Source organism: Arthrobacter sp. 05N428_2, assembly GCF_056397065.1.
Genome location: NZ_JBFTMR010000017.1, coordinates 18697 through 33253 on the forward strand (window position 1 = coordinate 18697; position 14557 = coordinate 33253).

The 14557-nt window shown below is 67.4% G+C and carries 16 protein-coding genes; 9 read left to right on the plus strand and 7 right to left on the minus strand.

From position 1 onward, the window contains the following. Nucleotides 1-2 precede the first annotated feature (2 nt). The gene (locus AC1DGI_RS15660) at nt 3-464 is read left to right on the plus strand and encodes a MaoC family dehydratase (protein WP_476899495.1); all 462 of its coding nucleotides are present in this window, start codon (nt 3-5) and stop codon (nt 462-464) included. An 85-nt stretch (nt 465-549) separates the two neighbouring features. Here the strand turns inward: AC1DGI_RS15660 and AC1DGI_RS15665 are convergent, their stop codons facing one another. Then, on the minus strand, nt 550-2061 hold the full coding sequence (locus AC1DGI_RS15665; protein ID WP_476899496.1) for an MFS transporter: 1512 nt from the start codon (nt 2059-2061) through the stop codon (nt 550-552). An 11-nt stretch (nt 2062-2072) separates the two neighbouring features. Continuing rightward, nucleotides 2073-3296 (minus strand): amidohydrolase, encoded by a 1224-nt coding sequence (locus AC1DGI_RS15670; RefSeq protein WP_441399536.1) that lies wholly within the window; start codon nt 3294-3296, stop codon nt 2073-2075. Between the two features lie 168 nt (nt 3297-3464). Here AC1DGI_RS15670 and mscL point away from each other — a divergent pair, with 168 nt between their 5' ends. From mscL to AC1DGI_RS15690, 4 genes are read left to right on the plus strand one after another with little or no spacing between them, the layout of a single operon-like run. Continuing rightward, nucleotides 3465-3869: a large conductance mechanosensitive channel protein MscL gene (mscL, locus tag AC1DGI_RS15675; RefSeq protein WP_441399538.1), complete on the plus strand. Its 405-nt coding sequence runs from the start codon at nt 3465-3467 to the stop codon at nt 3867-3869. 27 nt (nt 3870-3896) lie between these two features. Then, nucleotides 3897-4553, plus strand: a complete 657-nt coding sequence (locus AC1DGI_RS15680; protein ID WP_441399539.1) for an FMN-binding negative transcriptional regulator — start codon at nt 3897-3899, stop codon at nt 4551-4553. A 29-nt stretch (nt 4554-4582) separates the two neighbouring features. Then, nucleotides 4583-5023, plus strand: a complete 441-nt coding sequence (locus AC1DGI_RS15685) for a MarR family winged helix-turn-helix transcriptional regulator (protein ID WP_441399541.1) — start codon at nt 4583-4585, stop codon at nt 5021-5023. Next, entirely contained in the window at nt 5016-6410 is a 1395-nt protein-coding gene (locus AC1DGI_RS15690; RefSeq protein ID WP_476899497.1) for an MFS transporter, read from the plus strand. The genes AC1DGI_RS15685 and AC1DGI_RS15690 overlap by 8 nt, the downstream gene beginning before the upstream one ends. Before the next feature lie 33 nt (nt 6411-6443). On the opposite strand, the gene AC1DGI_RS15695 is transcribed toward AC1DGI_RS15690, so the two are convergent. The 4 genes from AC1DGI_RS15695 to AC1DGI_RS15710 all read right to left on the minus strand — a co-directional run bounded on the left by AC1DGI_RS15695 (nt 6444) and on the right by AC1DGI_RS15710 (nt 11085). Next, entirely contained in the window at nt 6444-7478 is a 1035-nt protein-coding gene (locus AC1DGI_RS15695; protein ID WP_476899498.1) for a Gfo/Idh/MocA family protein, read from the minus strand. Nucleotides 7479-7526: 48 nt separating this feature from the next. Beyond that, on the minus strand, nt 7527-8435 hold the full coding sequence (locus AC1DGI_RS15700; RefSeq protein ID WP_476899499.1) for a hypothetical protein: 909 nt from the start codon (nt 8433-8435) through the stop codon (nt 7527-7529). Nucleotides 8436-8541: 106 nt separating this feature from the next. Further along, complete coding sequence (locus AC1DGI_RS15705) at nt 8542-9957, minus strand: dihydrolipoyl dehydrogenase family protein (RefSeq protein ID WP_441399548.1); 1416 nt, start codon at nt 9955-9957, stop codon at nt 8542-8544. A gap of 129 nt (nt 9958-10086) precedes the next feature. After that, nucleotides 10087-11085: a glycoside hydrolase family 16 protein gene (locus tag AC1DGI_RS15710; RefSeq protein WP_441399550.1), complete on the minus strand. Its 999-nt coding sequence runs from the start codon at nt 11083-11085 to the stop codon at nt 10087-10089. 304 nt (nt 11086-11389) lie between these two features. Here AC1DGI_RS15710 and AC1DGI_RS15715 point away from each other — a divergent pair, with 304 nt between their 5' ends. The 4 genes from AC1DGI_RS15715 to AC1DGI_RS15730 all read left to right on the plus strand — a co-directional run bounded on the left by AC1DGI_RS15715 (nt 11390) and on the right by AC1DGI_RS15730 (nt 14242). Then, nucleotides 11390-12088 (plus strand): DUF4397 domain-containing protein, encoded by a 699-nt coding sequence (locus AC1DGI_RS15715; protein WP_441399552.1) that lies wholly within the window; start codon nt 11390-11392, stop codon nt 12086-12088. 163 nt (nt 12089-12251) lie between these two features. Continuing rightward, on the plus strand, nt 12252-12821 hold the full coding sequence (locus AC1DGI_RS15720) for an RNA polymerase sigma factor (protein ID WP_441399554.1): 570 nt from the start codon (nt 12252-12254) through the stop codon (nt 12819-12821). Beyond that, nucleotides 12808-13671, plus strand: a complete 864-nt coding sequence (locus tag AC1DGI_RS15725) for an anti-sigma factor (protein ID WP_441399556.1) — start codon at nt 12808-12810, stop codon at nt 13669-13671. Before AC1DGI_RS15720 ends, AC1DGI_RS15725 begins: the two co-directional genes overlap by 14 nt. A 55-nt stretch (nt 13672-13726) precedes the next feature. Continuing rightward, nucleotides 13727-14242 carry a DNA alkylation repair protein gene (locus tag AC1DGI_RS15730; protein WP_476899500.1) on the plus strand — a complete coding sequence of 172 codons (516 nt, stop codon included), beginning with the start codon at nt 13727-13729 and terminating at the stop codon, nt 14240-14242. Between the two features lie 5 nt (nt 14243-14247). Here AC1DGI_RS15730 and AC1DGI_RS15735 read toward each other — a convergent pair whose 3' ends face one another. Next, nucleotides 14248-14502 (minus strand): hypothetical protein, encoded by a 255-nt coding sequence (locus AC1DGI_RS15735; protein WP_441403738.1) that lies wholly within the window; start codon nt 14500-14502, stop codon nt 14248-14250. Between the last annotated feature and the right edge of the window lie 55 nt (nt 14503-14557).

The window sequence follows — 14557 nt, forward strand, 5'->3', positions numbered from 1 at the left end:
CTATGACCATGGACAGCGCCCCCTTCGACCTGAGCAGGATCACCGTCTTCCGCAAGACCGTGACGGAAACCGACATGGTGCTCTTCGCCGGCATCACGGGCGACTTCGCCAGCAACCACACCGACGAGGAATACATGCAACGCTCCGCGTACGGGACGCGGCACGTCCATGGGGCGCTCATCGTCGGATTCATGTCCGCCGTGGCCGCCAGGGCGCTGGAGGACGCCCGGCCCGAAGGGCTGACGCCGGTTGCGCTCGGCTATGACCGCATCCGCTTTGTGCGGCCGGTGTATCCCGGACAGACGCTGTCCCTGACGTACGCCTTCGAGAGCTACGAGCCCGCAACGCAGCGCGCGACCGCCCGGGTCGAGGCTCGTGTCCGCGACGACATTGTGGCGGCAGGCCAACACGTGGTCAAGTGGGTGCGGTCAGCGGCCCTGGTCCCCGGCGTCAGCGGAACCTAAGCCGCCGGACCGCCGAGAGGGTTCATCTTCCGGGCCAACCCAACGCGGCTGTCTGGACGCACCCGCCCGGCGGTAGGAACGTCGGCTAGCTGCCGAAGGAAGGGGTCGCCGGGACCTCGGGCCGCTTGACCGACCGTTCGTTGGGTACCGTCACCATGATGGCGATGATCGCGACCACCACCATGAGCAGATTGAAAAGGATTCCAACGGCGCCGCCGAACCGCAGTCCCACGTTTTCCTGGTTGCCGATGAACAAGCCCCAGGACCGGATGGTGTCCGGATTCATCGACTGCGCCGCCACATACAGGGCAGCCGAGATCGCGACGCCGATCGCGTTGCCCAGGGACGAGGCCATCTTGTAGATGCCGGCCGCGGCACCGGCCTCGTCGTCGGGCACGTTGGACAGGGCGGCATCGGTGGACGGCGTCGCATAGAAGCCGAGTCCGATGCCGAACAGCGTGAAGCCGATAACGGCAAGGACGATGTACTGCCCGATCAAGGTGAAGGTCATCGACGTCATCAGGATGCCGACGCCGGCGATCGCGCTGCCCCAAATCATCGGCCGCTTCGGCCCGAAACGCTGGAGCAGTTTCTCTCCGACGCGGATGGTGGCAAGGATCGCAATCAGGTATCCAAGCGTCAGCAGGCCCGACTGCAGGGACGACATACCAGCGGCGACCTGGACCAGTCCGAGGGACACGATCAGCGTCCCCGCGGCGCCGTTGAGCAGGAAGTTCGACAGTGTGGCCCCGGCGAACGTCAGGTTGCCGAAGAGCTTGAGGTTGAGGACCGGGTTGGCCCGGCTTGTCTCGATTCCGAAGAACGCCAGGGCCGCCACCACCGCGACGACAACCAGCCCGATCCCGAGCAAGCTGAGCCAGCCGATCAGCGGGCCCTGCGAGATGTACACGTTGATCGCGACGAGCGCGACGACGAGGCATATCATCCCGCCCCAGTCGAAGGCCCCGCCGGCTTTGGCCGCGGACCTGGACTCGGGAGTCCCGCGGAGCAGGAACAACGCGACGATCGAGAGCACAATCGAGATCCAAAAGATGGACCGCCAGCCGAGGAACGACGTCGCCATCAAACCGCCGAAAAGAGCGCAGAAACCCGAGCCGCCCCAGGACCCGATCGACCAGAAGGACAGTGCCCGCTGGCGGTCCTTGCCCTCGTAGTAGGTCTTCACCAGGGCCATGGTGGAAGGCATGATGCAGGCTGCGGAGAGGCCTTGGACAATGCGGCCGCCCAGCAGGGCGGCCGCGGTGAGGCCCCCGGCATTCTCGGGGGTCAGCGCTATCAGCAGCGAGCCGAGGATGCTCAGGTAGATGCCGATGTTCATGATCTTGACGCGGCCCAGCCGGTCGGCGAGGCCGCCGGCCACGACGATGAAGATGCCGGAAAACAGTGAGGTGATGGACACGGCGAGGTTGCCCAGGGTCCGTTCGATGCCCAGGGATCCCTGGATGCCGGGGATGACGTTGAGCAGGGTTTGTGCGAACAGCCAGAAGTTGATGACCGCCAGGACAATGCCGATCAGCCACGCGTCATTAGGCTTCCATTGCGTTTCGGTCTTGGCCTGGGATTGGGCGGTACCCATGATTGCGCCTCCTAGGAAAGGTAGGACAATGCTGCGACAACGTGCGACTGGACGCCCATCGAGAGGGTCGGGTCAATCACCGGAGCAAAGAAGGGGGAGTGGTTGGCCGGGATGTCCTGGGCCACCGTTCCCTTCGCTGCCGCGGCCTGGTACACCGCCGGGTCCACGCCGCCCAGGAGCCAGAAGGTATACGGCACGCCAAAGGTGTCCGGAATGCGGCTGAAGTCCTCGGAAGCGGTCTGCCTGCCGGCCGGCTGCACCGCGTCCGCCCCGAAGTGGGCCTTGAACGCTGCCGTGACGTGGTCCGTGACTGCCTCGTCATTGCTGGTCAGCGGGAACTGGTCGTAATACTCGAACTCGGGCTCCTGCGGCGACCCGGCCGTGATGCATTCGCCCTTGACGATCCGTTCGATCGCCGCGAGCACCGTGCTCCGGACTTCGTTGTCGTAGGTGCGGATGTTCAGCAGCAGGGTGGCGCGGTCCGGGATGATGTTGGATTTGGCCCCGGCGTTGAGCGCCCCGACCGTGACCACCGCGAAGTCGCCGGGCTTGGTCTCCCGCGACACGACCGTCTGCAGCCGCAGCACAATCGAGGAAGCAAGCACCACAGGGTCCACGGACATGTGCGGCATCGAGCCGTGGGCGCCCTTGCCGTGCACCGTGATCTTCAGTGAGTCTCCGGCCGAGAGGACGGGCCCGGCCGTGGTGGCCACCGTCCCCGCCGGAAGGGGCATCACGTGCTGGGCAAGGGCGACGTCGGGCCGCGGCACCTTGGTGGCGAGACCGTCCTCGACCATGGCTTTGGACCCGGCTCCGACCTCTTCCGCGGGCTGGAACAGCGCAATGTAGGTCCCCGCCCATGCGCCGCGGCCGTCCGCCATCAGCTTCGCGGCGCCCAGCAGCGTACTGACGTGGACGTCGTGTCCGCACGCGTGCATGACCCCCTCGACTTCGGAGGAGTAGGCCAGCCCGGTGGCCTCGGTGACAGGCAGCGCGTCCATGTCCGCGCGCGCCAAGACCGTGGGGCCTGGACCGTTGGTGAGGACGCCGACGACGCCGGTGCCACCGACGCGGGTCACGGAATAGCCGAAGGCCCTGAGCCTGTCCTCGACGAGCTTCGAGGTCTCATGCTCCTCAAGGCTGAGTTCGGGATGACGGTGCAGCTGGGAGTACGTTTCCCGGATCCAGCCGAGTTCGGTATCGAGGGAAGCCAGGACTGTGTCGGAATTACTCATACGCACCACGCTCTCTGGGGTCACATTCTGAGGTCAAGGCGCCTCAGCGAACCGGGCGCAGCTGGCAAGACTCAGTTTAGACCCGCGGCGAAATTGTGGCCCCGGACACGCCCGAAATATTGCCCGGACGCCACCGTCTGCCCATCAGCGTGCGGTAGCTTGAGATTTATGTTGACCGGATTCAAGAATTTCATCATGAAGGGCAACGTCGTAGACCTTGCCGTCGCCGTCGTGATCGGTGCCGCTTTCGGCGCCGTGGTCACGGCCCTAGTTCAAAGCGTGTTAATGCCGTTGATTTCGGCGATCTTCCAGTCGCCCAACTTCGACAGCTTCGCCGTCGTGACCCTCAACGGAAACGACATCAAGTTCGGTGTCCTGCTCACTGCGATCGTCAACTTCCTGCTGGTGGCCGCCGCCATCTACTTCGTCATTGTCATGCCGATGAACCACATGATCGAACGCCGCAACCGCCGCCTGGGCATCAACCAGGACGTCAAGGAAGACGCGGCCGAGGACCCGCAGATTGCCTTGCTCACCGAGATCCGCGACGCCCTGCAGCAGGACCGCGCCTAGCCTGCTAGGCCACGCCGCGGAGGTTCCATGTACATCCCAGCCCACTTCCAGGCCGACTCCGTTGCCATCCGAGAGCTTCTCGCCGCGCCGGCGGCCGCCAACCTTGTCACCATGACCGCGCAGGGCATGCTCGCCACCCTGCTGCCGCTCCGCTACGATCCTTCGGTTGGTGAGCACGGTGCGCTGCACGGCCATTTGGCCAGGAACAACACGCAGTGGTCAGAACCCGCACTCGGTGAGGCCCTGGTCATCATGCAGGGGGCGGACGCCTACATTTCTCCCACCTGGTACGCGTCAAAGGCCGAGCACGGCCGCGTCGTCCCGACCTGGAATTACTCCACCGCGCACGTGTACGGCACGCTGGTGGTCCACGACGACCCGGCCTGGCTCGCCGGCCATGTCCGCCGGCTGACCGACCTCCATGAGACCGGAGCGGAGCGGCCGTGGTCCGTCGATGACGCTCCGGAACGCTTCATCGCCGGCCAGCTGCGCGCCATCGTCGGCGTCGAGGTGCTCATCAGCAGGATCGAAGCGAAGACCAAACTCAGCCAGAACCGGTCCGCCGAAGACGCCGCGGGCGTCGTGACCGGACTTCGGGCAAGCGGTCAGGCGCCCAGCGCGGACGACGTCGCACGTGCTCTCAGCGAGCGACCGCCAGTTCCGCAGTCCAAGGTACGCAAGTAACTTGATCAAGTTGCTTGTATAATTAGGGGATGACGCATGAACCGCTGCCAGGCCAGGTCCCGGCGCGCTCCTTCTTCCAGGCCCTGCAACCGCTGCTCCGGCGGCTGAACACCGAACGAACCATCTCGGCGGGGAAGCTGGGCGTACTCCGGCACATCGCGGAACAAGGTCCCGCGACGACGTCCGAGCTGGCCGTCGTCGTCCAGGTCAGCCCGCAGGCTATTTCGCTGGCCGCGCGCGAGCTGGAACGGCTGGGCTTTGTTGTCCGCGTGCCGGACGCGGCGGACCGGCGCCGAAGCTGGATCGAGATCACCGACGCCGGCAGGCAAAAGCTTGACCTCGAATCCTCGGCCGGCCACGGCTGGCTTGGCCGGGCCATCGCGGAGCAGTTGACCCCGGAGGAGCGGACGACGCTCGAAGCGGTCATTCCGATCCTGCGAAAGCTTGGGAAGGAGGCCCCCGTTGACTGAACCGGCGGGCCCCTCGAACACCGTGCCGGCCCTGGTGTACGCGGCGCTCTCCACCGCGATCGTCAGCTCCCTGGGCATGCTGCTGGTGCCCACCATCTCCCGGGAGATGGACGTGTCGGTCAGTACGGCACAGTGGATGCTCACCCTCAACCTTCTGGTCGGCGCGATCGCGACTCCCGTCATGGGCCGGCTCAGCGACGGTCCGCACAAGAAGCGGCTGCTGCTGTGGGCGCTGTCGATCATCCTCCTCGGATCCGTCATCGCGGCCGCGGCGCCGAACTTCACGGTGTTCCTGATCGGTCGGGCCCTGCAGGGCCTGAGCTACGGGATCGTTCCGGTGACCATCGCGCTCGCCCGCCGCTACGTCGCAGCAGACAAGGTGCAGTTCTCCATCTCGAGCCTGTCGGTAACGGTGTCCACCGGGATCGGGATCGGCTACCCGCTGACCGGAATCATCGCGGGGCTCTTCGACTTCCGGTTCGCCTTCTGGTTTGCCGCCGTGTTCGTGGTCACTGCCATCGCCGTCGTCTTCCGCGTTGTACCCGCCGGACCCGATGAGCGGGCCCCCGTAGTGCCCTTCGATTACAACGGCGCGGGCCTGCTCGGACTCGGCCTGGGCGCCCTGCTCCTGGGCGTCAGCGAAGGGCCCAACTGGGGGTGGAGCTCACCGTGGACCGTCGGCGCCTTCCTCGTCGCGGCGGGTGTCCTGGTGGCCTGGGTCCGGGCCGAACTGCGGACGCGGCACCCGCTCGTGAACCTTCGGGTCCTCCGGAATGGCGAAGTGCTGCTGGCCAACGGCACGGCAGTCGGGCTGGGCGCAGCGATGTACATCGGTCTCTCCATTTCCAGCCTGGTAGCCCAGGCGCCCGCGTCGACCGGCTACGGCATCGCGCTGCCGGTGTTCTGGGCCGGTTTCGTGATGTTCCCGCTCTCGGTGGGAAGCTTCGGCGCGAACCGCCTGGTGCGCCGGCTGTCGCGCCGGATCAAACTGGCGACGCTGCTGCCGATTGGCGCCGGCATCATGGCGTCGGCCGCCATACTGCTCTGGGTTGCCCACACCGAACTTGGGGAAATCCTGATCGGGATGCTGGTCTTCGGCGTCGGCATGGGCACGAGCTATGCCGCCATGCCGGCGTTGATCGCCCGCAGCGTGGCCACCGAAGAGCTGGGCAGTTCCGTGAGCTTTAACCAGGTGCTGCGGACGGTGGGAAGCTCCTTCGGCACCGCTGCCTCGGGTGCGGTACTGGCCGGAAACATGGCGCCGGACCTGCACCCGACCGGCATCGGAATCACTGCGACGCTCGCGATCGGCGGGGTCATCTGCCTCGTGGTGTTCATCGCACTGCTTTTCCATACCCTGAGGGCGCGTTCCCGCCGGGCGGCTTGAACGGGGAAGCTGCACCGGCGCTCCGGGACTGGCTCAGGGACGTGCGTCGCTGGCGTAGCCAAGGCCGATCTGGCCGCGGACGGCGTCCATGGCCTCCATCACCTGGACGCTGCCTTGGGGCGGCAGGATGTCGTTGGCGATGGCGCCGGCGGCAATCAGCCGCTCGACTTCCCACGCCTGGTACTGCATGCCGCGGCCGGTGACCGGCTGGTCGAATCGCTCGACGACGCTTCCGGCGTCGTCGTAGCGGGTGAAGGCCGTGGGGGTGTACCAGACCGGATCAATCTCGATCCTGCCTCCGGTCCCGAGGACAGCGGCCCGGTTGGGCCCGGCGGTATCAAGGGCGCAGTGCAGCACCGCCTGTTGCCCGCCCGCGTATTCAAAGATGACTGCCGTCTGACGGTCGACGCCGGTGGCCGTCTTGCTGGCGGCGGCCTGGGTCCGCACGGGCGCCCCGAACACGTCGAAGGCGAAGGAAACGGGGTAGATCCCGAGATCCAGGAGGGCTCCGCCGCCCAGCGCCGGGTCATTGAGCCGGTGCTCCGGATCCTTGGGGAGGTTCTGGTTGTGGTCCGCGATCACGGTGCGTACTTCGCCGAGGTCACCGGCCCTGATTAGCTCGCGGATCCGGACCATGTGCGGGAGGTAGCGCGCCCACATCGCCTCGAGGACGACGAGCCCTTTGGACTTGGCGAGGTCGGCCATGTCCCGGGCCTGCCGTGCGTTCATGGCGAACGGCTTCTCCACCAAAGCGTGCTTGCCGGCGTTGAGGGCCAGCAGGGTGTTTTCGTAGTGGAACGGATGCGGCGAGGCAATATAGACGACGTCGACTTCCGGGTCATTCACCAGCGCTTCGTAGCTGCCGTGGGAGGCTGGGAGCCGGAACCTGGCGGCGAATTCCCGCGCGGTAGCGCGCTGGCGGGAACCCACCGCCTGGACGGTGAAGCCGTGCTCCACCAGGTCCGAGGTCTGCAGCCCGGCAATGTAGCCGGTGCCCAGGATTCCCCAACGGAGGCCGGGGATGGCGCCGGAGCCGGCGGGGGAGCGGGTTGTGGAGTTCTCAGGCATGTCGTCGGGTTCCTCGGTGGGTCGGGCAGGCGGGCAAGCGGGCTTCGGTCAAGCGGGCGGCTGGGCAGTTGGTCGGTCGTACGGGTGCGTGCTCGTCCCGGCGGCCGACGGGCCAGTCCCGGGGGCCAGGCTTGCGGCCGTCTCCGCGACCAGCTTTTTTGCGAGCCGGACCAGCGGCTGCAGGACGATCGCATATTCGTCGGCGGAAGCGTAAGTGCCCGGGGGAGCCTCCCGGCTCAGACCGAACGAGACGTTACCCAGCAAGGCCTGGAGGGCAACCGTGGATCCCGCGTGAGGAGTGCCCGGAGTCTCCTGCGGGAGCACCACAGTGGCGTAGGCCTTCTCACCCACGGCCGGCACAGCGAACAACAGGACCGTGGACGGCGACGCATCCGGCTGCCCGGCCTGCACAAAGGTGGAGCATCTGCTGGATTGCTCTTCGGTGTAGGCAAAGTCCGCGGCCAACACATCATCCCTGGGCCCGCTTCGGGCCAGAACAAAGGCCACCGAGTCGCGCGACCACTCACCGGTCAGGGTCAGCACCCCGGCGGCGAAATTCATGTCGAGGTCGGCCGGCCCGGTGGGCGAACTGCGGGGCCGGAAGGCGCCGCATTCGGCCGGTTCAACGGCGGGAAGCGTCGCGGAGTTCGGGCGGTCCTGAAGCCGGGCCCGCAGGTCCCCGGTTTTCGCGACCCTCCCGGTGCCTTTCTCGGCGCTGTTGATCGCCCGGTCCATCAGGGCCATCAGTTCTTCATCGGAAAACACCTTCCCGGCTGCCGGCACGGCCGCGCTCGCGGTGGCGCGGGCACCCGGCGGGGAACTGGAAGGAGCCGGCGGGGGTGGGCCCGGCGTGCAGCCGGCGACGGCCAGCACGCCGGCGGCCAAAGCCACGAGCCAGCGCCGCCGCCGCGAGTGCGGACCGCCAAGGTTTCGGGTTGTTTCAGCACCTGTACGCACCACTGGACTCCCTGCCGTCGGTGGATGTGCTGCGCCCATTCTCCGGGCCGGGAGCCGCCGGGACCAGAGGATTTTGGCCCGGCCGGCAGCCCGCCGCGGCAGCGGGTCAGTCCGCCAGGTAGGCGGGGGTGAACAGCAGGGTGAGGCCTTCGGCGATGGTGGGGTGGGTGAGGATGGCGTCGCGCACTGCCGTGTACTCCATGCCCGCGAGCATCGCCATTTGGACCACCGCGATGGCTTCGCTGGCCTCGGCGCCCAGCAGTGCCGCGCCCAGGATCTTGTTGGTGTCCCGGTCGATCACGGCTTTCCAGACACCGTCCAGATGCCCCACGGTGCGGGCACGCGGAATGGCCGTGACCGGCATCCTTGCGATGCGCACGTTGTGGCCCGCATCCCTGGCCTGCTGCTCGGTGAGGCCGACGCGACCGAGCTCCGGGGTGGTGAAAACACAGTACGGGATTAGCCGTCCGCTGGTACTGCGCGGCGCTCCCTCGCCGTTGGCGGCCGCCAGGTTGGTCTTCAGCACCCGGTAGTCATCGTAGGAGGCATGCGTGAACTGGGGTGTGCCGGCCACGTCGCCTGCCGCCCACACTCCCGCGGCGGTGGTCCGGAGCTGGTCATCAACCTTGACGTAGCCGCGCTCGTCAAGCTCCACGCCGGCACCTTCGAGATTGATGCCGCCGGTCATGGGCCGGCGCCCGACGGCGACCAGGATGTCTGCGGCAGCCACGCTGTCGCCGGACGCCAGCGTCACTGTGACCGTCCCGTCCGCGGCCCGGGTGACCTTGTCCGCCCTCGCCCCCAGCTGGACGGTGATGCCCGCATCCACGAAGCGCTGGCTGATTGCGCCGGAAATATCCTCGTCCTCACGGGCCAGGAGTTGGGGTCCGCCCTGGACGATGGTCACCTTGACGCCGAGCGTGTTGAGCAGATCGGCGAACTCACAGCCCACGTAGCCGCCGCCGAGGACGATGATGCTCTCGGGCAGCGACTCGAGGCGCAGCAGCGAATTGCTGGTCTGCACCTTGGCCTGGGCGAGGCCGTCGATGGGCGGCAGGAGCGGTTCGGTGCCGAGGTTGAGGACGACGTCGGTGCCGCGCAGGGTCCGGCTGCCGCCGTCGTTGAGAGCCACAACGACGGTCCGGGGACCCACGAACGTCGCCTCGCCAAGGATGAAGTCCATGCCGGACCCGGTGAAGGAGGAGAGCTGGCCCTTAACCATCGTCTCCACCACGTCTTCCTTTCGGTGACGCAGCAGCTTGAGGTCCACCTGTGCGTCATCGGCCCCGGCAACGCCGAACTCGGCGGCCCGGCGGATGGTCTGCAGCACCCGCCCGCTGTTGATCAGGGTCTTGGTCGGAATGCAGGCGACATTGATGCAGGTGCCGCCGATCATGGCACGCTCAATCATCGCGACCTTCTGGCCGGCCTTGGCCAGGTCCATGGCAAGGGTCTTTCCCGCCTTGCCGCCGCCGACCACGAGCAGGTCGACTTCTTCTACTTCCGGGCCGTCATCTGCCATTCTGGATCATCCCTTTGCTTCCGATCACCATGAGCATTGCATTGCACCGGGCCACGAACAGCGAACAAGGGCCCAGTCGGGCAGGCGCGCGGACGCAGTCCTCCTACGCAGTCCTCCTACGCCGTCATCCTATTGGTAGACGCGGACCCAATCGATGTCCATCTGCGACGGGCTGGTGCCGGTGCCGTCGGGGAACCAGTCGAGCTGCAGGGTCTGGTGCATGCCGACGGTTGGCTGGTGTGCCGGATTCGAGTCGGTGAATGTCTTTACCCCGTCGATGTAGCCGGTGATGCCGGCCGGGGCCCACTCCACCGCGTAGTTGTGCCACTGTGTCGTGTCGATCGGGGTGGCCGCAGTGGCCTGGACGTCTCCGCCGCTGCATTCGTAGTGAAGGTAGAAGCTCATGGCAGCGGTGTCCGAGCTGCCCTCGGCGAAGTCGACCTCGGCGCAGTTCGGTGAGGTGTTGTTGTTCGGCCACAGCTGCAGCACCGGGTGGTAGTCGGCGTCGCGGGCGTTCGTCTTCATGCGGGTCTCCCAGCGTCCGTACTTCTGCTGTCCAAACTTTGCCGACATGCCGCCCGTGATCCCGGCCGCGTCGCCCTTGACCGTCGCCACGCCGTTGGACACGGACCATGCCTGGGCGCTGCGAAAGCCCTTGCCGGCTCGACCCGGGCCGTCGAAGGCGGCCCACTTGCTGATGTCCGGCGCGCCTGAATAGGAGAATTCGTCGCCCGCCACCACGGCGCCCCAGCCAAAGGCGGCGGCGGCCTGGGTCCCGTCGCCTGCCGGTACCGCAGGTGCAGGCGGTGCCGCGGGAGCCGCCGTCGTCGATGTCCCGGTCGCCGCCGTCGATGCTTGCGGGGCCGGTGCGTGCGCGGCCACCGGCGCGGCGGTGGAAGCGGTCGGGGCTGCTGCCGCTGAGGTGCCCGGGGTCCCTGCGGTGCCCGGGGTCCCTGCAGTGCCCGGGGTACCCGCGGTGGGCGTGGCGGAGGTTGACCCGGAGGCGGCGGACGACGGCGTCGGGCCGGTTGCTCCGGGCGGTGCTGCGGTACCGGCTGTGGATGCGGCGCTGCATCCGGTCAGGGATAAGGCACCGAGGGAGGCGGTGATGGCAATTTTCTTGAACAAGTGACCCTTCCGGGATATTGAATTCGTGCGGGTGGCGCGACAAGGCGACCGGGCCCGCGGCGGGCCCCGCGGCGGGGCGTCCGGGGCCCTGCATGCGGGCCAGCCCTCAGGGCCAGCCGCCAACGTTACGCGATCGTGACCTTTCTCCGCAAAACCCAGCCCGGGTTAGGTCGCACGGGGACCGGGGGCCGGCCGCGGCGGCCGGAAAATTATTGTTCTCGACTGCATCCGGATGGCGCCCCCGGCCGGTAGTAAGGGTGTAAGCCAAAAACGCCCGTATCCGGGCCTCAATGAGGAGTTCGAGATGCATAAGTCTTTTTCTGCAGCCGCCGGAGCACTAACCCTGTTGGCCGGGCTTGCTTTTGCAGCCCCGGCGCAGGCAAGCGAACAACGCCACGAGCACGACACAGCGAAACTCTCCGTGTTACACGGCGTCCCCGGACTCACCGTGGACGTCTGGGTCGATGGAAAGCTGACGCTGGACAATTTTAAGCCGGGAAGCCTGGCCGGTCCCTTGGACGTCCAGGCTGGAGATCACGAGATTGCCATCACAGGGGCGGACGCCACGAGTGCTGACAATCCTGTGATCGGGCCCGTGGACGTGGATCTGAAAGCGGGCCGGGACTACACAGCCGTGGCGCACCTGACGGCTGACGGTGAGCCCACGGCCACACTCTTCAAGAACGACACGTCCGCGGTCGGAGACGGCCAAGGCAGGCTGACGGTGCGGCACGTCGCCGCGGCACCCGCCGTCGACGTCCTCGCCGGCGGAACCGCCGTGATCGAGGGCCTTGAAAACCCCGGCCAGGAGAAGCTCACGCTCAAGGCGGGTACCATTTCCGCCTCGGTGGCGGCGGCCGGCAGCAGCGACGCACTGATCGGGCCGGCGGACGTTCCGGTCACCGCGGGGAAGAACACCATCGTGTATGCCTGGGGCAGCCTGGCCGACCACAACCTCGGAGTCGCCGTGCAGGTGGTGAAGCTGTCAGGGCACGACGACTGATAGGAACGGGCCCTGCCACCGGGTGGGCGCCGACCGGCTGGCGGGGCCGCGGTGATCGCGGCCCCGCCAGTTGCCTTCCCAGCCTCTCGACCATTGCAGGGCTGCCGGCGCCGAGGAATAATGACGTTCCACGGGTCCCATTTCCCGCTCGAAGGAGCACCCGATGGAGGCTGCCGATCGTGAATGGAACGTTGACATTGACCATGCCTTCGCCGCCGGGCAGGAGCGTGCGCTCGCCGAGGCCTACCGGATGCTCGGGCCTCTCGTCCATACACTGGCGCTGAGGGCGTTGCGCGAGCATGGTGCTGCCGACGACGTCACCCAGGAGGTCTTCATCCGAGCTTGGAAGTCGCGAACCAGTTACCGCCCCGAAGCGGCACGCTTGCCGGCGTGGCTGATCGGAATCACCCGGAATGCCATTTTCGACGCCTTGTCCGCCCGCTCCCGCCGACGGGATGTTGAACAGGCCGCCCTGTACCTGGTCGACCACCCCGCTGACAGCACGGGCCGGCCGGACGCCGACGCGCTCGCGGACCGCCTGACACTGGAAGATGAACTCGAGCGTCTGGGAAACCCCCAGACGGCCATCATGCGGTTGGCGTTCTACGAGGATCTGACCCACGACCAGATCTCGTCCCGGCTCAATCTGCCGCTCGGCACGGTCAAGAGCCATATCCGCCGCAGTCTTGCGCGGCTGCGGTCCCGGTTGGAGGTGGAACATGGATCATCTTGACGATGATCTCTTGGGCCTGTTGGCCCTTGGGGAACGGCCCGCCACCGAGGAAGAGTTGGCCCATCTGGAGAGCTGCGGGGAGTGCGGGGCCATGCTCAGCGCGCTGCGGAGCACCGTATTCGCAGCGACGGTCAATCCGGAACAGGTGCCCCTGGAGGCGCCCGGCAGCCACAATTGGGCCGCAATCCACCGGACGCTGGGGCTCTCTCCGGCCCTGGCTGAAGATCCTCTCCTCGGCCCGGGCGTCGACATCGCGGGGCGTTCCGACGCGGGGACTGCGCGCACGGAGGAGCATGTTGCCCCGAAGCCGCTCAACCCCGGCCCGAAGCGGCCCGCCACCCCCGCCCGGCAACGCCGCCCGCCGCAGATCCGCAAACGCGGTCCGCGCCGGCCTTCCTGGATCCTGGGCCTGGCGGCGGGGGTAGCGATTGGCGCCGCCGGGGCCTGGACGGCGCTGACACTCCTTGGTCCCGCCGTCCCCCCAGTGGCAGCGCCAACACCCCCGCCAACAGCGGCGGTGGTCGCCGAAGCCACCCTGGCTCCGCTTGCGGGGCACTCCGCTAGCGGCAGCGCGGTCGTGGAGAAGCTCCCCGACGGAACCCGACAGCTGGTCGTCAGCCTTCCCGAGGAGAAGCTCACCGGTTTCCGCGAGGTCTGGGTGGGATCCGCGGATCTGTCCAAGATGGTCAGCCTGGGGGTCCTGGGGGAGGGCTCGGGAGCCTTTGTCATCCCCGGCGGCGTCAACCTGGCCGACTATCCGGTGCTCGACATTTCCAATGAGCCCTACGACGGGAATCCGGCCCACTCCGCTGAGAGCATTGCGCGGGGAAAGTTCACCGGCCCGGGTTGACCGGGACGGCCCCTGCCCTGACGCGCCAGCCGCACCGACACGACAGAATGGACCCATGAGCGATGCCGGCGACTTCATTGACGGGGCGCTGCAGCGGGAAAGCACGTGGCAGCGGGCCGAGGAAGCGCAGGCCCGGTTCGGCCCGGAGCTGAAGTGCTACGGCGCCTCTGTGGGCGCCGTCCGCGGCGCGGTCCGGGACGCACTGCGCCGCTACCGGAACCTGGGCCACGACGACCTGACCGCGCTCAGCTCCGAATTATGGGCGGTTCCCGTGTTCGAACGGCGCCTCGCCGGCGTCGTGCTGCTGCAGTCCTGCACGCCCGTGCTGGACAACTCGGACCTGACCCGGATCGAGGGCTTTCTGCGCAGTGCCGGCGTCCGTGAGTTGGCGGATCCCCTGGCGGTCGACGTCGTCGGGCCGCTCATAGCGCGCCTCGACGGCGCCCGCCGGACCCGTTCCGAACTCGTCCTGGACCGGTGGTTTCGGGACCCGGACCCGTGGCTGCGCCGCTCGGCCGGACTGGTGCGCGAGGCGATCGCGACTCTCAGCGGTGAAGTGCCCGGGAGGTAGGCCAGTTAGTTGCCCGGCCGGCGTTCCACCACGGCGTACGCCTTGCCGTCGAGGAACTGCCACCCGGTCAACACCATGAAACCGAGCGAATCCACACGGTCGTTCAGGACGTGGATGTCGAAGCCGCCGTCGCGTGGTTCGGCGTCCCAGGTGGCCACGTGGATTTCTTTTCCCTCAAGAACCAGCAGTTCCGTGTTGACGTCAAAGTCTTCCTGCGGCTGATCGCTCAACTGGCAGATGGCAACACAGGGGCTGTTCATAGCAGGGCCTCCACTCGGCGGGCGCTCACGTGCTTTATCCTAAGCGCGGCAGCTA

Coding starts and splice junctions, on each gene's coding strand:
- AC1DGI_RS15660 (WP_476899495.1), top strand. CDS start 3: ATGACCATGGACAGCGCCCCCTTCGACCTGAGCAGGATCACCGTCTTC.
- AC1DGI_RS15665 (WP_476899496.1), bottom strand. CDS start 2,061: ATGGGTACCGCCCAATCCCAGGCCAAGACCGAAACGCAATGGAAGCCT.
- AC1DGI_RS15670 (WP_441399536.1), bottom strand. CDS start 3,296: ATGAGTAATTCCGACACAGTCCTGGCTTCCCTCGATACCGAACTCGGC.
- mscL (WP_441399538.1), top strand. CDS start 3,465: ATGTTGACCGGATTCAAGAATTTCATCATGAAGGGCAACGTCGTAGAC.
- AC1DGI_RS15680 (WP_441399539.1), top strand. CDS start 3,897: ATGTACATCCCAGCCCACTTCCAGGCCGACTCCGTTGCCATCCGAGAG.
- AC1DGI_RS15685 (WP_441399541.1), top strand. CDS start 4,583: ATGACGCATGAACCGCTGCCAGGCCAGGTCCCGGCGCGCTCCTTCTTC.
- AC1DGI_RS15695 (WP_476899498.1), bottom strand. CDS start 7,478: ATGCCTGAGAACTCCACAACCCGCTCCCCCGCCGGCTCCGGCGCCATC.
- AC1DGI_RS15705 (WP_441399548.1), bottom strand. CDS start 9,957: ATGGCAGATGACGGCCCGGAAGTAGAAGAAGTCGACCTGCTCGTGGTC.
- AC1DGI_RS15715 (WP_441399552.1), top strand. CDS start 11,390: ATGCATAAGTCTTTTTCTGCAGCCGCCGGAGCACTAACCCTGTTGGCC.
- AC1DGI_RS15720 (WP_441399554.1), top strand. CDS start 12,252: ATGGAGGCTGCCGATCGTGAATGGAACGTTGACATTGACCATGCCTTC.
- AC1DGI_RS15725 (WP_441399556.1), top strand. CDS start 12,808: ATGGATCATCTTGACGATGATCTCTTGGGCCTGTTGGCCCTTGGGGAA.
- AC1DGI_RS15730 (WP_476899500.1), top strand. CDS start 13,727: ATGAGCGATGCCGGCGACTTCATTGACGGGGCGCTGCAGCGGGAAAGC.
- AC1DGI_RS15735 (WP_441403738.1), bottom strand. CDS start 14,502: ATGAACAGCCCCTGTGTTGCCATCTGCCAGTTGAGCGATCAGCCGCAG.